The 22,173-nt window shown below is 69.1% G+C and carries 21 protein-coding genes and 1 tRNA gene; 13 read left to right on the forward strand and 9 right to left on the reverse strand.

Features of this window, described 5'->3' with window-relative positions:
• Positions 1 to 40 precede the first annotated feature (40 nt).
• Positions 41 to 610, forward strand: a complete 570-nt coding sequence (locus tag ACSQ2F_RS18645) for a YceI family protein (RefSeq protein ID WP_436025542.1) — start codon at positions 41 to 43, stop codon at positions 608 to 610.
• Between the two features lie 30 nt (positions 611 to 640).
• Here ACSQ2F_RS18645 and ACSQ2F_RS18650 read toward each other — a convergent pair whose 3' ends face one another.
• Positions 641 to 2,440, reverse strand: coding sequence for an ATP-binding protein (locus ACSQ2F_RS18650; RefSeq protein WP_436025544.1), 1,800 nt, complete (start codon positions 2,438 to 2,440; stop codon positions 641 to 643).
• An 86-nt stretch (positions 2,441 to 2,526) separates the two neighbouring features.
• Between ACSQ2F_RS18650 and ACSQ2F_RS18655 the strand changes: the two genes are divergently transcribed.
• Genes ACSQ2F_RS18655 through ACSQ2F_RS18675 form a run of 5 tightly spaced genes read left to right on the forward strand, consistent with a single transcriptional unit; the run spans position 2,527 to position 6,598 of the window.
• The gene (locus ACSQ2F_RS18655; protein WP_436025546.1) at positions 2,527 to 3,129 is read left to right on the forward strand and encodes a YceI family protein; all 603 of its coding nucleotides are present in this window, start codon (positions 2,527 to 2,529) and stop codon (positions 3,127 to 3,129) included.
• Positions 3,130 to 3,167: 38 nt separating this feature from the next.
• A complete protein-coding gene (locus tag ACSQ2F_RS18660) occupies positions 3,168 to 4,448 on the forward strand; it encodes a glutamate-5-semialdehyde dehydrogenase (RefSeq protein ID WP_436025548.1) in 1,281 nt (426 codons plus the stop codon).
• Entirely contained in the window at positions 4,445 to 5,191 is a 747-nt protein-coding gene (gene queC, locus ACSQ2F_RS18665; RefSeq protein ID WP_436025550.1) for a 7-cyano-7-deazaguanine synthase QueC, read from the forward strand. Before ACSQ2F_RS18660 ends, queC begins: the two co-directional genes overlap by 4 nt.
• On the forward strand, positions 5,188 to 5,775 hold the full coding sequence (locus tag ACSQ2F_RS18670) for a LemA family protein (protein ID WP_436025552.1): 588 nt from the start codon (positions 5,188 to 5,190) through the stop codon (positions 5,773 to 5,775). Before queC ends, ACSQ2F_RS18670 begins: the two co-directional genes overlap by 4 nt.
• 7 nt (positions 5,776 to 5,782) lie before the next feature.
• Complete coding sequence (locus ACSQ2F_RS18675) at positions 5,783 to 6,598, forward strand: hypothetical protein (protein WP_436025554.1); 816 nt, start codon at positions 5,783 to 5,785, stop codon at positions 6,596 to 6,598.
• Between the two features lie 27 nt (positions 6,599 to 6,625).
• On the opposite strand, the gene ACSQ2F_RS18680 is transcribed toward ACSQ2F_RS18675, so the two are convergent.
• Both ACSQ2F_RS18680 and folE read right to left on the reverse strand, forming a co-directional pair.
• The gene (locus ACSQ2F_RS18680; RefSeq protein WP_436025556.1) at positions 6,626 to 7,051 is read right to left on the reverse strand and encodes a BLUF domain-containing protein; all 426 of its coding nucleotides are present in this window, start codon (positions 7,049 to 7,051) and stop codon (positions 6,626 to 6,628) included.
• Positions 7,052 to 7,065: 14 nt separating this feature from the next.
• Positions 7,066 to 7,740, reverse strand: a complete 675-nt coding sequence (gene folE, locus ACSQ2F_RS18685) for a GTP cyclohydrolase I (RefSeq protein WP_436026876.1) — start codon at positions 7,738 to 7,740, stop codon at positions 7,066 to 7,068.
• Between the two features lie 164 nt (positions 7,741 to 7,904).
• Between folE and rsmB the strand changes: the two genes are divergently transcribed.
• The 6 genes from rsmB (at position 7,905) to ACSQ2F_RS18715 (ending at position 13,419) form a co-directional block, all read left to right on the forward strand.
• Positions 7,905 to 9,224: a 16S rRNA (cytosine(967)-C(5))-methyltransferase RsmB gene (gene rsmB / locus ACSQ2F_RS18690; protein ID WP_436025558.1), complete on the forward strand. Its 1,320-nt coding sequence runs from the start codon at positions 7,905 to 7,907 to the stop codon at positions 9,222 to 9,224.
• Positions 9,225 to 9,239: 15 nt separating this feature from the next.
• Complete coding sequence (locus ACSQ2F_RS18695; protein WP_436025560.1) at positions 9,240 to 9,863, forward strand: DUF4390 domain-containing protein; 624 nt, start codon at positions 9,240 to 9,242, stop codon at positions 9,861 to 9,863.
• Between the two features lie 28 nt (positions 9,864 to 9,891).
• Entirely contained in the window at positions 9,892 to 12,159 is a 2,268-nt protein-coding gene (locus ACSQ2F_RS18700) for an ATP-binding protein (protein ID WP_436025562.1), read from the forward strand.
• Between the two features lie 21 nt (positions 12,160 to 12,180).
• A complete protein-coding gene (locus ACSQ2F_RS18705; protein WP_436025564.1) occupies positions 12,181 to 12,882 on the forward strand; it encodes a response regulator in 702 nt (233 codons plus the stop codon).
• Between the two features lie 25 nt (positions 12,883 to 12,907).
• Positions 12,908 to 12,983, forward strand: a tRNA-Phe gene (locus tag ACSQ2F_RS18710).
• Between the two features lie 232 nt (positions 12,984 to 13,215).
• Positions 13,216 to 13,419, forward strand: a complete 204-nt coding sequence (locus tag ACSQ2F_RS18715; RefSeq protein WP_436025566.1) for a hypothetical protein — start codon at positions 13,216 to 13,218, stop codon at positions 13,417 to 13,419.
• Positions 13,420 to 13,480: 61 nt separating this feature from the next.
• On the opposite strand, the gene ACSQ2F_RS18720 is transcribed toward ACSQ2F_RS18715, so the two are convergent.
• On the reverse strand, positions 13,481 to 15,433 hold the full coding sequence (locus ACSQ2F_RS18720; RefSeq protein WP_436025568.1) for a glycosyl hydrolase family 65 protein: 1,953 nt from the start codon (positions 15,431 to 15,433) through the stop codon (positions 13,481 to 13,483).
• A 217-nt stretch (positions 15,434 to 15,650) separates the two neighbouring features.
• On the opposite strand from ACSQ2F_RS18720, the gene ACSQ2F_RS18725 reads away from it, so the two are divergent.
• Positions 15,651 to 16,952 carry a glycerate kinase type-2 family protein gene (locus ACSQ2F_RS18725; protein ID WP_436025570.1) on the forward strand — a complete coding sequence of 434 codons (1,302 nt, stop codon included), beginning with the start codon at positions 15,651 to 15,653 and terminating at the stop codon, positions 16,950 to 16,952.
• A 374-nt stretch (positions 16,953 to 17,326) separates the two neighbouring features.
• Here the strand turns inward: ACSQ2F_RS18725 and ACSQ2F_RS18730 are convergent, their stop codons facing one another.
• From ACSQ2F_RS18730 to ACSQ2F_RS18750, 5 genes are read right to left on the reverse strand one after another with little or no spacing between them, the layout of a single operon-like run.
• The gene (locus ACSQ2F_RS18730) at positions 17,327 to 18,610 is read right to left on the reverse strand and encodes a TRAP transporter large permease (protein WP_436025572.1); all 1,284 of its coding nucleotides are present in this window, start codon (positions 18,608 to 18,610) and stop codon (positions 17,327 to 17,329) included.
• Positions 18,601 to 19,131: a TRAP transporter small permease gene (locus tag ACSQ2F_RS18735; RefSeq protein ID WP_436025574.1), complete on the reverse strand. Its 531-nt coding sequence runs from the start codon at positions 19,129 to 19,131 to the stop codon at positions 18,601 to 18,603. Before ACSQ2F_RS18735 ends, ACSQ2F_RS18730 begins: the two co-directional genes overlap by 10 nt.
• A gap of 29 nt (positions 19,132 to 19,160) precedes the next feature.
• On the reverse strand, positions 19,161 to 20,141 hold the full coding sequence (locus tag ACSQ2F_RS18740; protein WP_436025576.1) for a TRAP transporter substrate-binding protein: 981 nt from the start codon (positions 20,139 to 20,141) through the stop codon (positions 19,161 to 19,163).
• 14 nt (positions 20,142 to 20,155) lie between these two features.
• Positions 20,156 to 21,061 (reverse strand): SMP-30/gluconolactonase/LRE family protein, encoded by a 906-nt coding sequence (locus tag ACSQ2F_RS18745; protein WP_436025578.1) that lies wholly within the window; start codon positions 21,059 to 21,061, stop codon positions 20,156 to 20,158.
• Positions 21,058 to 21,876, reverse strand: a complete 819-nt coding sequence (locus tag ACSQ2F_RS18750; RefSeq protein ID WP_436025580.1) for an NAD-dependent epimerase/dehydratase family protein — start codon at positions 21,874 to 21,876, stop codon at positions 21,058 to 21,060. Before ACSQ2F_RS18750 ends, ACSQ2F_RS18745 begins: the two co-directional genes overlap by 4 nt.
• Between the last annotated feature and the right edge of the window lie 297 nt (positions 21,877 to 22,173).

Raw genomic sequence — 22,173 nt, forward strand, 5'->3', positions numbered from 1 at the left:
CGCAGTTCCACTTTCCGTTCACCCAACCCGAGGATCTCCCATGCACGCCAAGACCCTGATCGCCACCGTCGCCGTCCTTGCCGCCAGCGCCGCCCAAGCGCAGAGCACGACCTACAACATCGACCCGACGCACACCTTCGTCACCTTCGAGGCGCGGCACTTCGGCACCAGCACCAACCGCGGCCGCTTCGACAAGAAGGAAGGCAGCATCACCATCGACCGCGCCGCCAAGTCCGGTCGTGCCGAGGTGACCATCGACGCCGCGTCGATCAACACCGGCGTGGGCCCCTTCGACGGCCACCTGAAGAGCAAGGACTTCCTGAACGTCGCCGCCCATCCCACGGCGAAGTTCGTCGGCGACGCGTTCGTGTTCGACGGCGACAAGGTCAAGTCCGTCTCGGGCACCCTGACCCTGGCCGGGCAGACTCAACCGGTCACGCTGACCGCATCGAACTTCAACTGCTACCAGAACCCGATGCTCAAGCGGGAGGTGTGCGGCGGTGACTTCGAGACGACGATCAAGCGCAGCACCTACGGCATCACCTACGGCCTGCCGGGCATTCCGGACGACATCCGCCTGCTGATCCAGGTCGAGGCGGCCAAGCAGTAAGCACTCCCGAACCCCTCCGCCACCCGAGCCTCAGGCGGGCTCGGCGGACGGGGGCGCGGGCGGATTGCCCGCCGGAAGGTGCCGCGCCAGCAGGCGCATCAGGTCATCGTCCCGGAAGGGTTTCGACAGGTGGTCGTCCATGCCGGCGGCCAGGCTGTCCTCCCGATCCCCGGCGAATGCATTCGCCGTCAGGGCGATCATCGGCGTGCGCGACCAGCCGACAGCCGCCTCGTGCGCCCGCATGCGGCGGGCGGCTTCCAGCCCGTCCATCACCGGCATCTGGCAGTCGAGCAGGACGAGGTCCGGCCGCTGCCCGCAGAAGGACTCCAGCGCCTGCTGCCCATCGGCCACCACCGTCACCGCCAAGCCGTGCTTGATGAGCACGGCCTCGGCGACCATGGCGTTCACCGGGTTGTCTTCGGCCAGGAGCACATGCCCTTGGAGCCGGTCCGGCAGCGGCGCGGGAGCCGCCGCGGCGGCTTGCACCTCCGGTGCGGCGGCGCGCGGCAGGTCCAGCTTGACCGTGAAGCACGAACCCTTGCCGACGTGGCTCTTGACGGTCAGGTCGCCGCCCATCGCCTGCGCCAGTTCGCGCGCGATGGTCAATCCGAGCCCGGTGCCCGCGTAGCGGCGCGTGAAGGAACCATCCGCCTGGTGGAAGGCCTCGAAGATGAGTGCCTGGTCGGCCGGGGAAATGCCTACCCCGGTATCGCACACCCGGATGCGCGCCCGTCCCTGTTGAGCGTTGTGCTGGGCCATGACCGTGACCGACCCCTGCTCCGTGAACTTGATGGCATTGCCCACCAGGTTGTGCAGGATCTGGCGCACCCTCGCCGGGTCCCCGATCACGAAGCAGGGGCGCGGCATCTGCAGACGCGCACTGATGAGCAGGCCCGCCTCGGCGGCCGGCCGGTTCGAGAGCGACACCACCTCGTCGATCAGGGCCGCGAGGTCGAAGCACTGCGGCGCCAGTTGCACGCGGCCGGCTTCGAGCCTCGAGAAGTCGAGCGCGTCGTTGATGAGGCGAAGCAGGTGCTCGCCTGCACGCTCGATGAGTGCCAACCGGTTGGAGGTCGGCGCCGTCTCGCGCAAGCTGCGCGTCAGGCCCAGGATGCCGTGCAGCGGCGTGCGCATCTCATGGCTCATGGTGGCGAGGAACTGGCCCTTCACGCTGCTCTGGCGCTGCGCAAGCCTGAGCGCTTCCGCCCGTTCCTCGGCGATCTGGTCCGTCCAGAAGCGCAGCCGGAGCAGTTCGCGGATGCGGCGCTCGGCCTGCACGGCCTCGATGATCATCAGGGTGAGATAGGCCAGCAGGCCGGCGGCGATGAACACATCGGTCCGCTCGCCGTGCGACAACTCGACGACGGCGATCGGCGCCAGCAGGCTGACCAGGAACGCTGCGCTCGCGCGCCAGCTGGACTGCAGCACGAAGATGCCGACCGAGCCCACGCCGACCAGCGCGGTCAGCACCATCACCGACACGGTGGGCAGGTGCTGCGGCACGAGCCACAGGCCGATGGCGCACCAGGCAAAGCCGTCGACCCAAAGCGCCGCGATGAAGGCGCCGCGCCAGACGGGGCGCGAACGCTCGGTGCTGGCGCGAAAACGCAGGTTCAGAACCAGGCGGCCCGCCGACACCGCGCCGCGCAATGCAACCCACGCCCACACCCCCGCTGCCGGCGCATGGGGCGTCAGCCCGGCCGCCATCAGCAGGGCGAAGCCAAGGCCGGCCCAGTTCACGAGCTGTGAGCGGCGGTACAGCAACTCTGTCTGGGCGTCCGTCACCCGCTGGGTCAGGGTGTCGTCGCCCGGCAGCGAAGATTCGGTCATGAAGAGCCTTTCGCGCCCGGTGCCCCGCCAGCGTGATGCGGGTCTCCGTCATTATCCCGACACGTTCGCGTTTGCAGGAGCCGAAGATGTGCCCGATCCCTCAATCCCCACCGGTGCCGCAAGCGTTGCGCCACGCGGCGTTGCTCGCATGCATCGTCTGCCCGTCCGCGCATGCCCAGGCGTTGCCCGTCTACGACCTCGACCCGCAGCACACCCGCGTGCATTGGGAGGTCATGCACTTCGGCACCTCCACCAGCCGGGGGCGTTTCGACATCATCGACGGGGTGCTTCGGCTGGATCGCGCGGCTCGACGCGGTGAAGTGTCGGTGCGCATCGACACCGCTGCCGTCGACACCGGCGTCGCGCCGCTCGACGGGATGTTGCGGGGTGAGCACTTCTTCGCGTCGCGCAGCTTTCCCGACGCCACCTTCGTGTCGCGGCGGCTGCGCTTCGAAGGCGATGCGGTCACCGGCCTGGAGGGTGAACTGACACTGCGCGATGTCTCCCGGCCGCTCAGCCTGAAGGCGCTTCATTTCGCCTGCCGACCGCACCCGGCGCATGGTCGCGAAGTGTGTGGCGGCGATTTCGAGGGCGAACTGCGGCGGGGCGACTTCGGCATCACGTACGGGCTGCCGTTGGTGGCCGACCGCGTTCGCCTCGTCGTGCAGGTGGAGGCGGTCGCGCGCTGAACGCCCCGCACGGTGCTGCTTTTTGGGACAATACCGGGATGACCTCCACCGATCTCCAGGCCACCGTCGCCCACATGGGCGCGGCGGCCCGTGCCGCCAGCACGAAGATGGCCGCCGCCTCCGCGGCCGCGAAGAACCAGGCCCTGCTGGCGCTGGCCCGGCGACTGCGCGGCGACACGGCGGCGCTGGCCGAGGCCAACGCCCGCGATGTCTCTGCCGCCGAGGCGGCGGGCCTCGCCGCCCCGATGGTCGACCGGCTGCGCCTCACCCCGAAGGTACTCGCCACGGTGGCCGAAGGCTGCGAGCAGATCGCCGCCATGCCGGACCCGATCGGCGAGATCACCAACGTGCGCCGCCGCCCGTCCGGCATCAGCGTCGGCCAGATGCGCGTGCCGCTCGGCGTGTTCGGCATGATCTACGAGAGCCGCCCGAACGTCACCATCGAGGCGGCCTCGCTGGCCATCAAGAGCGGCAACGCCTGCATCCTGCGTGGCGGTTCCGAGGCCATCCACTCCAATCTCGCGCTGTGGCAGCTCGTGCAGGCCGCGCTCGCCGAGGCCGGCCTCCCGCAGGACGCCGTGCAACTGGTGCAGACCACCGATCGTGCGGCCGTGGGCTTCCTCATCGCCTCGCCGGAATCCGTGGACGTGATCATTCCGCGCGGCGGCAAGGGCCTCATCGAGCGCATCAGCCGCGAGGCCCGCGTGCCCGTCATCAAGCACCTGGACGGCAACTGCCACGTGTACGTCGATGCCACGGCCGATCTCGAACTCGCCCTGCGGGTCACCGACAACGCCAAGACGCAGAAGTACAGCCCGTGCAATGCCGCCGAGTCGCTGCTGGTGCACGCATCGATCGCGCCCGCGTTCCTGCCGCGCATCGGCGCGGTGTTCGCCGCCAAGGGCGTGGAGATGCGGGTCGACGCCGCCGCCCAGGCGCTGCTGGCACCGGTGCCGCATGCGCGGGTCAGCGCCGCGACCGAGCAGGACTGGTCCGAGGAATACCTTGCTCCCGTGATCAGCGTGAAGGTGGTCGCCGGGCTGGACGAAGCCATCGCGCACATCAACCGCTACGGCTCCCACCACACGGATGCCATCCTGACGGAACACCATCCGAGCGCGATGCGCTTCCTGCGCGAGGTCGATTCCGCGAGCGTGATGGTGAATGCCAGCACCCGCTTCGCCGATGGCTTCGAGTACGGGCTGGGCGCGGAGATCGGCATCAGCACCGACAAGTTCCACGCCCGAGGGCCCGTGGGTCTGGAAGGGTTGACGTCCATGAAGTGGATCGTGCTCGGCCAGGGCGAAGTGCGGCAATGAGGGCAGGGCGGCGGGCCCTGGTGCTGTTCTCCGGCGGCCAGGATTCCACGGCCTGTCTGGCCTGGGCGCTCGAGCACCATGAGCACGTCGAGACCATCGGTTTCGACTACGGGCAACGCCACGCGGTCGAGCTCGACTGTCGCAAGGAGGTTCGCGCGGCCCTGCTGGCGGGCTTCCCTCGCTGGGCGAGCCGCCTCGGTCCCGACCACCTGCTCGACCTCGCCTTGCTGGGCCAGATCTCCGACACCGCCCTCACCGCCGAGCGCGAGATCGAGATGACCCGCGGCGGCCTGCCCAACACCTTCGTTCCCGGCCGCAACCTGCTGTTCTTCACCTTCGCCGCGGCGGTGGCCTATCGCCGCGGCCTGGACGTGCTGGTGGGCGGCATGTGCGAGACCGACTTCTCCGGCTACCCCGACTGCCGCGACAACACGCTCAAGGCCCTGCAGGTGGCCATCAGCCTCGGCATGGACAGCCGCATGACGGTCGAGACGCCGCTCATGTGGCTCGACAAGGCGCAGACCTGGGGCTTCAGTGCCGCGCTCGGGGGCGAGGCCTTGAACGACCTGATCGTCGAGCACACCCACACCTGCTACCTCGGCGACCGCAGCCACCGGCACGACTGGGGCTACGGCTGCGGCGAATGCCCCGCCTGCGCCCTGCGTCGCCGCGGCTACCGCGGCTGGCGCAGCCGCGACGAACCCGCCTTCGCCGACACCGACCCGCTCGGGCTGGGACCATGAGCTCCACCCAGACCACCCTGCTCATCGGCGCGGCCATCCTGCTGTTCTGGGCGGTGGGCGCTTACAACCGCCTGGTGGGGCTGCGCAATGTGATGCGGACGGCCTTCGGTCAACTGGAGGCCCAGCTCCGGCGCCGCCACGAGCTGATCCCGGCGCTGGCCGAAGCCGCACGTGCCAGCCCGGACGCCACCGACGTGGACGCCGATGTGCTTGATGCCGCCGTGGCCGCGCGCCACCAGGCCCATGCCGCGCTCGACCTCGCCAGGGCCCACCCCGGTGCCGCGGGTCCCACCGTGAGCTTGGCCATGGCCGAGCAGGTGCTGTCGGATGCCTGTCGCCGCTTGCAGCAACTGATCGATGGCGACGCGACGCTCAGGGCCGGCCCGTCCGTCCAGGCGGTACGGGACGAACTGCTGGGCGCCGAAGGGCGGCTCGGCTTCGCGCGGCAGATGTTCAATGACGCAGTGGTCGAGTACAACGCGGCGGTGAAGCAGTTCCCGACGCGCGTGCTGTCGAGCCTCTTCGGCTTCCCCGAGGCGGCCGCGCTGCCGCCGCCCGCCGAGGGCGGCCCCCGCCCGAACTGAGGCAGCCGTGACCGAGCCGGACCATCACCTGCCGCGGGCAAGCCTGGATGCCGGCGAACGTGAGGCTTCGGTCCAGCTTGGCGCCTTGCACAACCCGGGCGAACTGCGGGCCGCCTTGCTGGCGCTGCTGCTCACGCCGGGCAGCCAGCGCGAGCGCCGCGCCTGGCAGGACGAGACGCGCGGCCTCAGCACGGCACGCCATGTGTACGACGCCGTCGGGCGGTTGACGCGCGCCTCGCGGGTGCCCTGGCTCGAACGCCTGCTGCAAGGCCTGGCCGCGGCGCCGATCGGCGACCGGCAGTCGCTCGTCGAGGCCGCGCGACGCGTGATGTCCGCCGATGGTCAGGTGCGGCCCATCGATCGCCTGCAGTGGCTGGCCATGCGGCATCGACTCGGAGAGGGCGGTGCGACGGGCGCCACGCCGGCCGGGGCCCACGACATGGCGGACCTGTCGTTGCACACGCTGCGCGAAGCGGCCCGTGTCACGGCCTTCCTGTCCCGGCTGGTGCCGACGGCGGATGCCGCCGACGGACAGCAGTGGTACCTGGCGGTGCTGTCGCCGTGGCTTGCGCCACCGCACCTTCCCGCCTGCGTTGCCCCGGATGCCGACGGGCTGGTGAATGCACTCACCGAGGTGCAGGCAATGCCCTGGATGCTGCGGCCGGTGCTCGTGCGGGCCTGGTTGATGCACGCCCTGGCGCTGTCGCCGTCACGCGTGCTGGCGCCCGATGCAGCCGACGCGCTGCGGCTGGCCGGCCTGCTCCTCGACTGCCCGATGCCGCCTGAACTGGCGCGCCACTACGTCGAGCCGCCGGCAGGCTGAGGCCTGCAACGCCCTGCCGACACCTGCTCACGGCTGTCCGACGATCGAGGCGGTCGCGACCAGTTCGTCGAACAGCGCCAGCGACACCCGTCCGGAGACGACGTACGGGTCGAGCGTGCTGGTCTCGGAGTACTTCATCAGCAGCGCCGGGTTCAGCCGCGACAGGTTCACCTGGCCCATGGACCAGGCTGCGAAGCGCCGCTCGTCGATCTCCTCGAAGCTCAGCAGCACCACGTCACGGTGACGCGGGTCGGCGGCGATCGCGTTGTAGAGGTGGCTCACCGCGCCCCTGCCGCCTTCGAGCACCTGCAGGAAGATGCCGGACGAGAAGCAGAGCGCTCCCGTCACGCCGATGGTGGGGTTGTGCGCCTTGGACTTGCGCAGGATGGCGAGCAGCGTGTCCGGGTCCACGGATTCGGTGGCCCGGCTCGCGTACATCAGGCGGACGAGCATGGTGGTCCTTTCGTTCAGTGGCGTTGGCCGATCAGCGAGAGGAATTCCCGCCGCAGGTTGGCATCCTTCAGGAAGGCGCCCCGCATCACGCTGTTGATCATCTTCGACTCGCTGTCCTTCACGCCGCGCCAGTGCATGCAGAAGTGATCCGCCTCCATGACGATGGCCAGGCCGTCGGGCTTCACGCGCTCCTGCAGTTCTGCGGCCAGCATGGTGACGGCCTCCTCCTGGATCTGCGGGCGGCTCATGATCCAGTCGCAGATGCGGGCGTACTTCGACAGGCCGATGAGGTTGGAGTGCTCGTTCGGAAGGATGCCGATCCAGACCCGGCCCATGATCGGGCACAGGTGGTGCGAGCAGGCGCTGCGCACGGTGACGGGCCCGACGATCATCAGCTCGTTGAGGCGCTCGACGTTGGGAAACTCGGTGACGAGCGGCATGGGCACGTACCGGCCGCGGAACACCTCATGGATGAACATCTTGGCCACCCGGCGCGCCGTCTCGTTGGTGTTGTGATCGCTCTGCGTGTCGATCACCAGTGCCTCGAGCACGCCCTGCATCTTCGCCTCGACCTCGGCTTGCAGTTGCTCGATCTCGCCGGGCTCGATGAAGCGGGCGATGTTGTCGTTGGCGTGGTAGCGGCACTTGGCGCCGACCAGCCGGTAGCGGATTCGCTCGGAGGCGCTCATGCTTGCCAGTTCGGCCTCGCTGCGGAAGATGGGGTCGGTGGGCTCACCGGGCATGGCTGGATCCTTGGCTTGTGAGTCCTGGATTGTGAACGTCCCGCGCGCTTTGCGTGCGCCGCGGGTCTGGTGCCGAGGCCGACACCGGCCGGCGCCGATAGACTGCCCGGGTGAACACGCCTTCCCTGCCCCTTTCGACTTTGATCATCCACACCGCCGAGGCCCTGCAGGCGGTGCGAGCCGGACGATCACTCAACGACGTGCTGGCGCGCTGCCCCGCACCGGCGCGCCCCGGCACGCAGGCCCTGGCCTTTCAGGTGCTACGCCGCCTGGGTGGTGCCCAGGCGGCACGCCGGCACCTGGCGCCCAAGGCCCCACCGCCCCTCGTGGACGCCCTGCTTACCGTCGCCATCGCCCTGCTCTGGCCCGGTGACGACGCAGGCGCCCGCTACGCGCCTCACACCCTGGTGAACCAGGCGGTGGAAGCCACCAAGCAGGCGGCGCGCGCAAGTGCGCCCTTCGTCAACGCCGTGCTGCGCCGGTTCCTGCGCGAGATGGCGCAGGTGGTGGCCGCCGTCGAGTCCGATCCGGTGGCGGCCTTCAACCATCCCGCCTGGTGGATCGACCGGCTGCGCGCCGACTGGCCGGAGGCCTGGCGCGACGTGCTCGCCGCGGCCAACGAACACCCGCCCATGACACTGCGGGTGAACGCCCGGCGCAGCACGCCCGAGGCCTACGTCGCCCGCCTTCAGGCAGCCGGTCTGGCCGGGGAGGTGGTGGGGCCGTGGTCCGTGCGGCTCGAGCGGCCGAGCCCGGTGCACGAGCTTCCCGGCTTCGATGAGGGTGACGTCTCGGTGCAGGACGCCGCCGCCCAGCTCGCCGCGCCCTTGCTGATCGGCGACGGCCTGCGTCCAGGCGCCCACGTGCTGGATGCCTGCGCGGCTCCGGGCGGCAAGACGGCCCACCTGCTGGAGCTGGCCGACCTCGATGTGCTGGCGATCGACAGCGTGCCGGAGCGCCTGAAACGGGTGGACGACACCGTGTCCCGTCTGGGCCTCTCGGCCCGGACTGTGGCGGGCGACGCCCGGCAGCCGTCGACCTGGTGGGACGGCCGGCCCTTCGACGCGATCCTGCTCGACGCCCCCTGCAGCGCCTCCGGCATCGTGCGCCGCCACCCGGACGTGCGCTGGCTGCGCCGGCCGACCGACATCGCCGCACTGGCGGCCACCCAGGCCGGGCTGCTCGACGCCCTGTGGCCGCTGCTGGCGCCCGGGGGCCGGCTGCTGTACTGCACCTGTTCGGTCTTCAAGGCCGAGGGCGAAGCGGCAATCGACGCTTTTTTGCAACGCCAGGGGCCGCTCAGCCCTGTGACTCGCCGACCTTCTCCCGGCCACCTGCTGCCCCGGCCCGACAATCGCGGTCAGGACGGCGCGACCGGTTCGCGCGCATCCCCCGACGGCTTCTTCTACGCCCTGCTGACCCAACCCTAGCCTTCTCCTCGACGCGTGCTCCGGATCGACTGGCCCCTCTTCCTGCAATGGTTCCGCCGGGCTGGCCTGCACGCGCCGGCCGGGCTGCGGGCGGTCGTGGTGGCGACGCTGACCGCGACCCTGCTGCTGGCCGGCCTGCTGGCACCCGTCGGCGCGCGCGCCCAGGACGTGAATCTGACCACCTTCGAACTGACGCGCGGCGAGGAAGGCCTTCAGCTCACGTTCTCGGCCCGGTTCGAACTGCCCCGGCCAGTGGAAGACGCCTTGCAGAAAGGCGTGCCGCTGGTCTTCGTGGCCGAAGCGGTGGTGTTTCGCGACCGCTGGTACTGGCGCGACAAGGAGGTGGCCAGCGCCACCCGAAGCTGGCGCCTCGCCTATCAGCCGCTGACCCGCAAGTACCGGGTCACCTTCGGCAGCCTGCTGAACCAGAGCTTCGACAACGTGCCGGATGCGCTGGCTGCGCTGAGCAGCTCGGTGAACTGGAAGATCGCCGACGCCGCCCAGCTCGACGGCGACGGCCACTATGTCGAGTTCAAGTACGAGCTCGACACCACGCAGATGCCGCGGCCGATGCAGATCGGCATCGGTGGCCAGGCCGACTGGACGCTGCATGTCGATCGCGTCCGCCGCCTCAATTGACTCATCCCGCGCCGCACCCGCTGCGACCATGAGCAAAGCGTCCCGCTGGGCCTGGATCATCTCCCTGGTGGCCGTCATCGGCACCGGGCTGGTGCTCGTCTTCCTTCTCTCGCTGGCCACCAACAGCCGCGGCATCTACGAGCACCACTACGTCTGGCTGTTCTGGGTCAACGTGGTCGTGGCCGGTCTGCTCGTGCTCGTCATCGGGATCGCAGGCGTGCGGCTCACGCTACGGGTGCGCCGGGGCAAGTTCGGCAGCCGCCTGCTGCTGCGCCTGGCCGCGGTCTTCGCCATGGTCGGCGTGCTGCCCGGCGTGCTCATCTACACGGTGTCATACCAGTTCGTTGCGCGGAGCATCGAGACCTGGTTCGACCTCAAGGTCGAAGGTGCGCTGGAAGCCGGTCTCAGCCTCGGTCGCGGCACGCTCGACACGCAGGTCAATGACCTGGCCACCAAGACGCGGCTGGCCGCCGAGCGGCTGAGTGACACTGACCAGAGCATCCAGCCGCTGGCCCTCGAGCGCCTGCGGGAGCAGCTGTCGGCCCAGGAGGTCACCCTGCTCGGGCCCGGCGGCCAGGTCCTGGCCACCTCCGGGCGCACCGCCCGGTTCGCACCCGAACGACCGACGACGGCGCAGTTGCGCCAGGCCCGGAGCTCCCGCGTCGTGGGCCAGCTCGAAGGCCTCGACGAGGAACACGCCGCGGATTCCAGCGAGGAACCGCGCATCCGCGCGCTGGCCTACATGCCCAGCAGCAGCTTCTCGCTCACCGCCCAGGACCGCTTCCTGATGGTGACTCAACTCCTGCCGAGTGCCGTGGTGGCGAACGCCCTGGCGGTGCAGGCCGCCTACCGCGAGTACCAGGCACGGGCACTGGCCCGTGATGGCTTGCGCCGGATGTACATCGGCACGCTGACCCTGACCCTCATCCTCGCCGTGTTCGGCGCCCTGCTGCTGGCGGTGGCGCTGGGCAACCAGCTGGCCCGTCCGCTGCTGGTGCTTGCCGAGGGCGTGCGGCAGGTCTCGCGCGGCGACCTGACGCCCAAGCAGGTGCTCGCCGCGACCGACGAACTCAGCGGCCTCACCCGATCCTTCGCCGACATGACCGGCCAGCTCTCGGACGCGCGCGCGCTGGTGCAGCGGAGCCTCGCGCAACTGGAGGCAGCCCGTTCGAACCTGCAGACCATCCTGGACAACCTCACGGCGGGCGTCATCGTGTTCGACCGCGAAGGCCGCATCGACACCGTCAACCCGGGCGCCACGCGCATCCTGCGGCTGCCACTCTCGGCCTACCGAGGTCGGCCCCTGGGCGATGTGCCCGGCCTCCAGGAGTTCGCTGCCGCGGTCAAGCAGCGCTTCGAACTGCACCACACGAGCCCGGAGGCCGGCGAGCGCGACCATTGGCAAGATGCCTTCGACCTGCAGACCGGCACCGTCAACGGCATGGAGCGCGACCGGGTGACCCTGCTCGTGCGCGGCGCCTCGATGCCGCACGCCGGTCGCCTGATGGTGTTCGACGACATCACCGAGGTCGTGTCCGCCCAGCGCGCCGAGGCCTGGAGCGAGGTGGCGCGGCGCCTGGCGCACGAGATCAAGAACCCGCTCACGCCCATCCAGCTGTCGGCCGAGCGACTGCAGCACAAGCTCGAGCCCAAGCTCGAGGGCACCGACCAGGCGATGCTCGTGCGCTCGGTCGGCACCATCGTCAACCAGGTCCAGGCCATGAAGACGCTGGTCAACGAGTTCCGCGACTACGCCCGCCTGCCGGCCGCGCGGCTGCAGGCGCTCGACCTCAACGCCCTGGTCACCGAGGTGCTCGGCCTGTACGCCACGCCGCAGGACGCCGGTCGACTCAAGGCCGAACTGGGCGGCGGCCTGCCGGCCATCGTCGGCGACACCACGCAGCTGCGCCAGGTGATCCACAACCTCGTTCAGAACGCGCTCGACGCGGTCCATGATCAGCCGGACGGCCATGTGCGCGTGCGCACCGACGTGGCCCGCAATGAACAAGGCGAGCTCCGCGCGGTGCGCCTGCAGGTCGTCGACAATGGCCCGGGTTTCCCGGAGAAAGTGCTGAAGCGGGCGTTCGAGCCCTACGTCACGACCAAGAGCAAAGGCACGGGCCTGGGCTTGGCCGTGGTGAAGAAGATCGCCGACGAACACGGCGCGCGGATCCGCCTGGCCAACGTGCCGGCCGGAGATGCCGAAGGGCAGGGTATTGCCGGTGCCCAAGTTTCGATATCATTTTCAAAATTGGCGCCGGCAGACAGCCCCCCTGCTGTCCCTGCAACCGCTTGAAGCCGGGCGCATCGAGGATCCATGGCCACCATTCTTGTTGTAGACGACGAACTGGGCATCCGTGCCCTGCTTTCGGAGATCCTGACCGACGAGGGTCACAGCGTCGAACTCGCGGAGAACGCCGCACAAGCACGCGCCTGCCGGGAACGGGTGCGTCCGGACCTGGTCCTGCTCGACATCTGGATGCCCGACGTCGACGGCATCACGCTGCTCAAGGAATGGGGCTCGTCGTCGCTGCTCACCATGCCGGTGATCATGATGTCCGGCCACGGCACGATCGACACGGCCGTCGAGGCCACCAAGGTGGGCGCCGTCGCCTTCCTCGAGAAACCGATCACCCTGCAGAAGCTGCTGCGCGCCGTCGAACAGGCACTGGCCAAGCCCGCGCCGCGCGCCCAGCCCGCCGCGCCCTTGTCGGCCATGCCGGCCAACCGCATCGAAGGCATGCTCACGCTGGAATCGGCACTCGTGACGTCCGGCTCCATGCCGATGGCCCCGATGCCCCTCGGGCCGCAAAGCGAGCAGCTGTTCGAGCTGGATCGCCCCCTGCGCGAGGCGCGCGATGCCTTCGAGAAGAGCTACTTCGAATTCCACCTCACCAAGGAAAACGGCAGCATGACCCGCGTGGCCGAGAAGACCGGCCTGGAGCGCACGCACCTCTACCGCAAGCTCAAGCAACTCGGCGTCGATCTGTCTCGCAACAAACGCAGCAGCGGCCTCTGATTTCAGGCTATACTCTCAGGCTCACGGCCAAGTAGCTCAGTTGGTAGAGCAGCGGATTGAAAATCCGCGTGTCGGTGGTTCGATTCCGCCCTTGGCCACCAGATCGTTGAAAAGCCCCGCGCAGGCAACTGCTCGGGGCTTTTTTCATTTCGGGTGGCCACCACACAGGCCGCTCCTTCTCGGCGCGCCCCCGTCGCCCCGAGATCGACGCCGTCACCCGCACCGGTCGCTCGGCCGCTGCACCGGCTCGGCGGCCTCGACGGCATGGCGCTTGCCGCTCTCACCCCGGGCGGTGACGCAGCCGTCCCGGTTCATGACTTCAAGGAGCACCCCATGGCACATCCCGATCCCCAGCGGCAGGGCAGCGAGAGCAACCAGCGTCGGCATGTCGGCACGGACAGCCAGTCCACAGACGTCGGCGTGCAGGACAAGAGTCAGGGAAAGTCGGGCACCGCGGCGTCCGAGCGCAAGGCCAAGGACGATCCGTCGTTCGCTCCCGAGAGCGGCGACAAGCCGGATGCGGCCGGCAGCCACTGAGCTGCGCAGCGGCGCGAGATCGGCGCGGCCAGGCGTTGCGCGCTGGCCCGGACCGCGCTGCTCAGCGGCAGCGCGCCGACCAGGTGGCGCCGTCGGCCACCTCATGCCGCCGTCCCCCGAACTCGACGGTGAGGGGCGGCCCGCCGGTCTCGGCATGGACGAAGATGTCGCGGCCATCGAGGCCGACGACGGCCCAGCGCCCGGCCAGGTGCACGCGCAGGGCGACGTCGTCGAGCGCCGCCGGCGGGCACGGGTGCAGGCGCAAGGCATGGAGGTCGGGCTCCACACCGAGGTAGTGTCGTTGCAGCACGTCCCAGGTGGCAGCCATGCCGCACAGCGGCAGGCCGCGATCGGGTGCTTCGGCCGGGGCTTGCAACGCGGTGGCAAACCGCGCCCAGGACGCCTCCGCGTCCACGGCGGCCCAGGTGCCCGCGGCAATGGCCTGGGAGGCCAGGTCGCCCTCGCTTGCCCGGCCGGTGTGGTGCCGCACGGTCCGCTCATACCAGTCGGCCGGTGCAGCGACGCTGGCATGCCGCAGCAGGTCGCTCGCTTCCACCGGCCCGAGCAGGTGCAGCAGCGTGAGCATGTCGACTTCAGCGTCGGGCGAAGCCGGCAGCACGCCGGGGTCGGCCGACACGATGTCGAGACAGCGACTCGCCTCCATCCAGCGCTCGGGTTCATCGGGCTCGATCTGCAGTCGCTCGGCCAGGCGCTGCCAGTGGGCGTCGTCCATGTGGGCGGGCAGCCCGGCGGCGTGCCTCAGGCAGCCGGCGCGGACCAGGCCGCCGCCCGTGGCGCGGGCCATCCAGCAGCGGGCCGCCCCGACGATCAACGCGCCGCCGGGCCCCGCGAGCAAGGCCATGTCGTGTGCAGCCCGGTGGTGCCGCCACGCGGCGAGGGCCGCTGCGCTGCGGGCCGGAGCGGCGGCGGCGACATCGGTCGTTGCCGAGAGTTGTCCGTGCCAGTGCCCGAGCAGGTCGCGCGCCAGTGCCGGCAGGCGCAGGCTGAAGAAGGGAAGCACCAGGGCCTCTTGCCAGGCGCGGTGGCCTGCTTTCGCTCGTGCCGCCCAGGGAGGCAGGCCGCCACCGCGCCCCACGGAGAGCGGCGAGACGGACTGCATGAGCTGGAAGGCATGAAAGCGCAGCGCCCGCTCGAGGTCCGCATCGTTGGGCAACGACACCTGCACCCGCGCCCACAGGCTGCTCCATCCCGCACGCTGGCGCTGCAACTCCTGATCGAAGGCCGGGCCCGGTGCCGCCGCAGCGGGCTCGGCGTCGGGCGTCTCCTCGGTGATCGACAGCGTGAGGTCGGCCACCATCGTGGCGCCCGCTTCCAGGTCGACATGGCGTTGCTGGTAGGTGGCCTCGCTGTCGTGCGACCGCCCGGCCTGGCGACTGGGGGCACCCGAGGTCTTCAGCTGCACCTGCAGGCGCCAGCGGGCCCCAGTGTCCGGGCAGGTCACCTTCACGGCCAGACCATCCGGTGTCATCACGTCGCTGACCTGCGGCAAGGGCAGGCCGTGCGCCCAGTGCCCCGGCGCCTCGCCGAGCATGCCGAGCGCGACCTGCGAACGGAGCAGGATCGGGCCGGACCAGTTGAGCGGCGTGACTTCCCATCGCAGCATCACGAGGTTGGCATGCACGAGGCTGACGAAGCGGGTTTCCGACCAGGCCGTGCGGCGTCCCTGCGCATCTTCCACGACCGCCTCGCGCACCAGCGCGCCATCGGCCATCAGCAGCCGCTGCGTCACCTCGACACCATCGGCCATCGACGGTGCAAACCAGTCTGTTTCCCCATCGTGCCGCCAACTCAGGCCCAGCGACTGGGGCAGGGCGAGGAGCTGGCGGCCCGTCACGTAGGCGGCCGCGCGTTGCGGGCCCGGATGCAGCACCGCCTGCTCCGGCGGCACCGACAGCATGAACACGACGCCGTTGCCGAGTGCGCAGCGCAACGCGCAGGCGGAGGCGTCGCGGGACTCGGCGGGGTCGAGGGTGAGCCGCTGCGCGTCCAGCACCTCAGTGCCCCTTGGCCGGGCACGCGACCGACGCCCCGGCCCGCGGCGCGATGACCGGGCATGGAACAGGAAGCGATCGGACGGGCGCGAAACGAGAGGTCATGTCGAGGCGTGGTGGTGCAAGGCGGTCGGGCGGCGACTGGCAAGCCACATGCCCGAGTGCAGAGCGTACCGAAAACGCTGTTCGAGAAGCGCAAGGACACGGAGAATCACGCGCATGAAAACGCCGTCTCCGACCCAAGACCCACGCGCCTTCCTGCGGGCCCTGTACGACACCGCCGTGTCACGCGCCCTGCCCGCCGACATCACCGCGGCCCATCTGCCCAAGCCGCCCCGCGGCCGGACGCTGGTGCTTGGCGCCGGCAAGGCCGGTGGCGCCATGGCGGAGGCGGTGGATGCGCTGTGGCCACAGGACGCACCGCTCTCCGGCCTCGTGGTCACACGCTACGAACACGTGCCACCGGCCTACAAGGCAAGACCGGGGCGCATCGAGGTCGTCGAGGCGGCCCATCCGGTGCCGGATGCCGCGGGCCGCGACGCAGCCCAGCGCATCATCGCGCTGACCCAGGGGCTCACCGCCGACGACCTGGTGCTGTGCCTCATCTCCGGCGGCGGCTCGGCCCTGCTGTCGCTGCCCGCGCCCGGCCTCACGCTGGAGGACAAGCAGTCGATCAACAAGGCGTTGCTCAAGAGCGGCGCGGCGATCGACGAGATGAACTGCGTGCGCAAGCACCTCTCGGCCATCAAGGGCGGACGCCTGGCCGCACTGTGCGCGCCGGCGCGGGTGGTGACCCTCCTCATCAGCGACGTGCCCGGCGACGCGCCGGAAGTGATCGCCAGCGGCCCGACGGTACCCGATCCCACGACCTGCGCCGACGCGCTGGCCATCCTCGCTCGTTACGGCATCGAAGTGCCGGACGCAGCGCGCGAGGGCCTCACCTCGGGGGCCTTCGAGACGCCGAAGCCGGGCGATGCCTGCTTCGACGGCCACGCCGTCCACATGATCGCCACGCCCCAGCAGTCGCTGGAGGCGGCCGCCGCGCAGGCGCGCGCCGCCGGCCTCGAGGCCTACATCCTGTCCGACGAGATCGAGGGCGAGTCGCGCGAAGTGGGCAAGGTGCATGCAGCGCTGGCGCGTGCCATCGCCCGTCGCGGCCAGCCGTTCGCGCGTCCCTGCGTGGTGCTGAGCGGCGGCGAGACGACCGTGACGGTCAAGGCACGCGGTGGCCGTGGAGGGCGGGCCACCGAGTTCCTGCTCGGCAGCGCGATCGCCCTGCAGGGGCAGCCGGGCGTCTATGTGCTGGCGGCAGACACCGACGGCATCGATGGCATCGAGGACAACGCCGGAGCCATCGTGACGCCCGACACCCTGGCGCGGGCGGGAGCGGCCGGCCTGAAGGCCGACGAGTACCTCGACCGCAACGATGCGTACAACTTCTTCAAGCCGCTCGACGACCTGGTCGTGCCGGGGCCGACGTTCACCAATGTGAACGACTTCCGTGCGCTGTTGATCCTGTGACCCGCCAATGAACTAGTGTCCTGTCCCACAAGTAACTGGCATTGCGACGGGCCGAAACGGGGATGAGGCCTAGGCGCGAAGACAGGCCGGTACTGAAGTACCGGCCCGTCTTTGCAACACCGGACTCGCCCCGTTTGGGCCCGCCCCGAAGGGGTTCGACCAGGCCGCGCCCTCGCACAACGTTGTCAGGGGGCCGAGACGCCCAGTCTCGGCCCCCTGACAACGCCGCACGATCATCACCGCCTGGTCGAATCTCAATACCAGTTACTTGTGGGACAGGACACTAGACCCGCTTGTGGCGGGCCTGGTTCAGGTCCGGCGCCGCACGAGGCGGTCCGGGTCCGGGGCAGCGAGCCGTGAGGCTCGCCTGACGATCACTTCAGGATCAGGTCGGGCAACCACATCGAGAAGCCGGGCACGTAGGTGACCAGCATCAGCGCCAGGATGAGCGCTCCGTAGAACGGCCAGATGGTGCGCATCACGCTGCCCACCGACACGCCTCCGATGGCGCAGCCGATGAACTGCGTCGTACCCACCGGCGGGGTGTTGAGCCCCAAGGCGCAGTTGATCAGCATGACGATGCCGAACTGCTCCGTCGACATGCCGAACTGCTGGCAGATCGGCAGGAAGATCGGTGTGCAGATCAGGATGGTCGCCGCCATGTCGAGGAAGGTGCCCAGCACGAACAGGATGACGTTCACGCACAGGAAGATCACCCACGGGCTCGTCGACAGCTGAGACAGCGCGTTGCCGGTCATCTCCGCCACGCCGTACAGGCCGATCAGGTACCCGAACATCGACGAGATGCCGATCAGCAGCAGCACCACGCCGGTCGTCTTCACGGCCTTGGCGGCCGAACGGACGAACTGGGTGAAGGTGAGCGTGCGATAGGCGATCACGGTCAGCAGCAGCGCCCAGAGGACCGCCACGGCCGCGGATTCGGTGGCCGTGAAGGCGCCCGACAGGATGCCCGCGATGATGATGACCACCACGAACAGGCCGGGCAAGGCCTGCGCGAACGACTTGCCGACGATGGCCCAGCCCGGGAAGGTGCCGGCGGGGTAGCCACGCTTGACGGCCACGAAATACGCGGCGCCCAGGTTGCAGACGGTCAGCAGGATGGCCGGGACGATGCCGGCGAGGATCAGGCCGGCGATGCTCACCTTGCCGCTGGCAGCCAGCGCGAAGATGATCAGGTTGTGGCTGGTGGGCATCAGCGCGCCGACGAGCGACGCATGCGTCGTCACGTTTACCGCGTAGTCGGCGTGGTAGCCCTCCTTCTTCATCTGCGGGATGAGCACCGCGCCCATGGCCGACACGTCGGCCACCGGTGAACCGGACACGCCACCGAAGAGCGTGCAGGCCATCACGTTGCTCATGCCGAGGCCGCCGCGCACGTGGCCCATCAGGCTCTTGGCGAGGTTGATGATGCGGTCGGCGATGCCGCCGTACATCATGATCTCGCCCGCGAAGATGAAGAACGGGATCGCCAGGAACGAGAACGGGTTCATGCCCGAGATCATCTGCTGGAAGCCGACCGCGAGCGGCAGGCCTTCATACAGGATGGTCGCCAGGGCCGAGAGCCCGATCGAGAACGCCACCGGCACGCCCAGCAGCAGCAGGAGCGTGAAGGTCACGCAGAGAATTGTCAGTGCCATGCTGGCTCAACCTCGATGCCACGCAGCAGCGCAACAATGTGTTCAAAGGAAAAAAGAGCGATGAGGGCGCCAGCGATTGCCGCCGGTGCGTACTTGAATGCTTCGGAGATGCCGAGCGTCGGCATCTTGTAGTCCATCACCGATTCGGCCAGGACGCCGCAGTTCCACGCCATCACGACGCCAAACACCACGACGAGGGCGTGAATCAGGATCTCGAGCTTCATGCGCAGCCAGTCCGGAGCGAGGACCAGCAGGGACTCGAGGCCGATGTGGCCGGCGTCGTGAACGCCGACGGCCACACCGAGCATCGTCACGTACAGCACGAGCAGCACCGCGCTGCTCTCCGCCCAGGTGGGCGTGCTGTTCATGATGTAGCGACCGAAGACCTGGTACAGCACCGCAATCACCAGCAGCACCATGCCGACCACGCCGATGTTCAGGCACGCCTTCGCGATGAAGGTGCAGGTGCGCGTGAACAGGTTGGGCGACGCGGTGGATGCCGTCGATGCGTGAGGGGTCATGGGAAATGCTGCGGTTTGCGATGCTGAGGTCATTTCGTGGCCTGCACCCGGGCGACCATGGCCTTGAGCTTCGGGTCCTGGAGGAACTTGTCGTACACGGGCTTCATGGCAGCCTGGAACGACGCCTTGTCGACCTCGACGATCTGGGCGCCGGCGGCCTTCACCGTGGCGAGGGACTTCTCTTCACGTTCGTCCCACAGCTTGCGCATGTAGATAACCGATTCCTTGGCCGACTCGCGCAGGATCTTCTGGTCTTCCGGCGAGAGGGTGTCCCAGACACGCTTGGAGAACAGCAGCATCTCGGGGGCCATCGAGTGCTCGGTCTTGGAGAAGTACTTCGCCACTTCGAAGTGACGCGAGCTCTCGTAGCTCGGGTAGTTGTTCTCGGCACCGTCGACCAGGCCGGTCTTCAGGGCGGTGTAGACCTCACCGAAGGGCATCGGCGTGGCGTTGGCGCCCATGGCCTCGAGCAGCGAGACCCACAGGTCGGACTGCTGCACACGGATCTTCATGCCCTTGGCGTCGGCCAGGGTGCGCACCGGCTTCTTCACCGAGTAGATGGAGCGGGCGCCGCTGTCGTAGAAGGCCAGGCCGATGAAGCCCTGGGCCGCGCAGGCCTTCAGGATCTCGTCACCGATGGGGCCGTCGAGCACGCGACGCATGTGATCCTTGCTGTTGAACAGGAAGGGCATGGTCGGCACGGTGGTTTCCGGGCAGATGTTGTTCATCGGCGCGGCGTTCACGCGGGTCATCGCGATGGCGCCGAGCTTGGTCTGCTCGATCGTGTCCTTCTCGATGCCGAGGGCCGACTTGGCGAACACCTTGATGCTGTGACGGCCGTTGGTCCGCTTGGACACCAGCTCGCCCATGTGGCGCACGGCCAGCACGGTCGGGTAGTCCTCGGGGTGGATGTCCGACGAGCGGAATTCCGTGGCGTGTGCCAGCGAACCGACGCAGGCCAGCGCGGCAGCGAACACGCCCGTACGCAGGCGCAGAGAGATGTTTTTCATGGGAACTCCAGGAGTCAACGTGAGCGGAAAGGAACTTCTGCGATACCGCGCTCACCCGGCCGCGTGACGAACAGCGCCCCGTCGAGGGTCGCATCAAAACCCTCGGCCGGCTGTGCGGGCCGGATCGAGGCAACGAAAAGGTGGTCCAGCTCCGGCCCGCCAAAGGCGCACATGGAGGGCTTGGACACGGGCATGCGAATCGAACGGTCGAGTTTGCCGTCAGCCGTGAAACGGTGCACGAGACCGGAATCATTGCCGCAGATCCAGTAGCCACCCGCTTCATCGAGCGCCGCGCCGTCGGGGCGGCCGGGCAGGGGCTTCATGTCCACGAACGGCTCACGCGGGCCGGGCAAACCGTCGGCGCCGAGGGCCATGCGCCAGATCGTTTGCACGTTGGGGTGCGAGTCCGACAGGTACATATGGCTGCGGTCGGCCGTGAAGGCGAGGCCGTTGCCGGTGATCAGACCCTCGACGAGCGGCTCGCCGATGCCCTCGGGCGTCACGCAATAGAGCTTGCCGCCGGGCCGTGCCAGCGACATGTCGCGCACCATGGTGCTCACCCAGTAGCGGCCGTCGCGGTCGCAGCGGCCATCGTTGAACCGCATGCCCGGCTCGGCGAATTCCATGGGGAAGCGCAGTCGCTCGACGGCCTCGCTGCCCTCTGCGGGCAGGTCGAGCTCGAACACGCCCGTCTCCATGCCGGCCAGCAGGCCGCCGCCTTCGCGCAGCACGATGCTGCCGATGCGCTCGCGCGTGCCCCAGCTGCGCACCGTGCCGCTGGCCCAGTCGTAGCGGCGAACCTGGCGGCCCTCGATGTCGATCCAGAACAGCGCCTGTTCCGCCACCGACCACACCGGGCTTTCGCCGACCTGATCACGCAATGGCGAGACTGCACGCACGGCGTCGTCGCGGGTGCTCATTCGAACGGCCCCGTGCGCACGAACGGACCGCCTTGATACAGGGCCGCCGGGTCGTTGAAGTCGATGGACTGCTGGCGGGCCTCCACTTCAGCGCGGAAGGGCTCCGAGCTGTCCTGGGGCACATAGCCGATGTGGCCCGCCGTGGTGTTGTCCCACCACTTAGTGCGGTTGTCGGAGGCACCGTAGATGACGGAGAAGCCGACCACCGGCGCGGTGAGCGAGGCCACGACCAGGCGCTCCAGGTCGTCGAAGCTCATCCAGGTGGCGAGCATGCGCCGATCCTTCGGGGCCGGGAACGAGGAGCCGATGCGCAGCGCGACGGTCTCGATGCCGTAGCGATCGAAGTAGAAGCGGGCCAGGTTCTCGCCGAAGGCCTTGCTCACGCCATACAGGCCGTCGGGCCGCATGGGCGAGGACGGCGTCAGCACTTCGTCCTGGCGGTAGAAACCGGTCACGTGGTTGGAGCTTGCGAACACCACGCGACGCACGCCTTGCTTGCGGGCGGCTTCGTACAGGTTGTACGTGCCGACGATGTTGGCCTGCAGGATGGGATCGAAGGGGGTCTCGACCGACACGCCACCGAGGTGCACCACGGCGCTCACGCCTTCCATCAGGGAGAGCACGGCCGTACGGTCCTCGAGCGGGGCCTGCACGACTTCCTCGCCCGGCGCGGCAGCACCCAGGTCGGCCAGGTCGGACAGACGCAGCACGTCGCAGTGGGGCTTCAGGCGGCTGCGGAGTTCGCGGCCAAGGCCGCCAGCGGCGCCCGTCAGCAGCAGGCGAGGAAAACGGATCGAACAGGTGGTAGCGGGCATGGTGTGAGCGGGTGCGGCGAGGGCGCGGAAGCGGCGGTTGTACAGCGCGGCGAGGGCGTGGGATGGGCAGCGAGCGGGTACTGCAAAACCGTTGTCGGTTGTCGTACAACGGGATGAATCGTCCTCCACTGACCTGTCGAAGTCAAGGCGAGACGGTGCGGGGATTACCCTAATGCGGGGATACCCGCCACCTGCGGGTTTGTCCGAATTCGTGATGAATTGCGCGACATCCGCTCCGGTCGTACGATGACCGACAACAAGAGCGTTCAACAAGCCGCGACCCAGCGGCGCCATTCC

It is taken from the genome of Rhizobacter sp. LjRoot28 (assembly GCF_964253025.1).
Taxonomy (GTDB): domain Bacteria; phylum Pseudomonadota; class Gammaproteobacteria; order Burkholderiales; family Burkholderiaceae_C; genus Rhizobacter.

Bases quoted from the DNA above. Each gene is read 5' to 3' on its own strand.
- ACSQ2F_RS18645 (WP_436025542.1), top strand. From the start codon at position 41: ATGCACGCCAAGACCCTGATCGCCACCGTCGCCGTCCTTGCCGCCAGC.
- ACSQ2F_RS18650 (WP_436025544.1), bottom strand. From the start codon at position 2,440: ATGACCGAATCTTCGCTGCCGGGCGACGACACCCTGACCCAGCGGGTG.
- ACSQ2F_RS18655 (WP_436025546.1), top strand. From the start codon at position 2,527: ATGTGCCCGATCCCTCAATCCCCACCGGTGCCGCAAGCGTTGCGCCAC.
- ACSQ2F_RS18660 (WP_436025548.1), top strand. From the start codon at position 3,168: ATGACCTCCACCGATCTCCAGGCCACCGTCGCCCACATGGGCGCGGCG.
- queC (WP_436025550.1), top strand. From the start codon at position 4,445: ATGAGGGCAGGGCGGCGGGCCCTGGTGCTGTTCTCCGGCGGCCAGGAT.
- ACSQ2F_RS18670 (WP_436025552.1), top strand. From the start codon at position 5,188: ATGAGCTCCACCCAGACCACCCTGCTCATCGGCGCGGCCATCCTGCTG.
- ACSQ2F_RS18680 (WP_436025556.1), bottom strand. From the start codon at position 7,051: ATGCTCGTCCGCCTGATGTACGCGAGCCGGGCCACCGAATCCGTGGAC.
- folE (WP_436026876.1), bottom strand. From the start codon at position 7,740: ATGAGCGCCTCCGAGCGAATCCGCTACCGGCTGGTCGGCGCCAAGTGC.
- ACSQ2F_RS18700 (WP_436025562.1), top strand. From the start codon at position 9,892: ATGAGCAAAGCGTCCCGCTGGGCCTGGATCATCTCCCTGGTGGCCGTC.
- ACSQ2F_RS18705 (WP_436025564.1), top strand. From the start codon at position 12,181: ATGGCCACCATTCTTGTTGTAGACGACGAACTGGGCATCCGTGCCCTG.
- ACSQ2F_RS18715 (WP_436025566.1), top strand. From the start codon at position 13,216: ATGGCACATCCCGATCCCCAGCGGCAGGGCAGCGAGAGCAACCAGCGT.
- ACSQ2F_RS18725 (WP_436025570.1), top strand. From the start codon at position 15,651: ATGAAAACGCCGTCTCCGACCCAAGACCCACGCGCCTTCCTGCGGGCC.
- ACSQ2F_RS18730 (WP_436025572.1), bottom strand. From the start codon at position 18,610: ATGGCACTGACAATTCTCTGCGTGACCTTCACGCTCCTGCTGCTGCTG.
- ACSQ2F_RS18735 (WP_436025574.1), bottom strand. From the start codon at position 19,131: ATGACCCCTCACGCATCGACGGCATCCACCGCGTCGCCCAACCTGTTC.
- ACSQ2F_RS18740 (WP_436025576.1), bottom strand. From the start codon at position 20,141: ATGAAAAACATCTCTCTGCGCCTGCGTACGGGCGTGTTCGCTGCCGCG.
- ACSQ2F_RS18745 (WP_436025578.1), bottom strand. From the start codon at position 21,061: ATGAGCACCCGCGACGACGCCGTGCGTGCAGTCTCGCCATTGCGTGAT.
- ACSQ2F_RS18750 (WP_436025580.1), bottom strand. From the start codon at position 21,876: ATGCCCGCTACCACCTGTTCGATCCGTTTTCCTCGCCTGCTGCTGACG.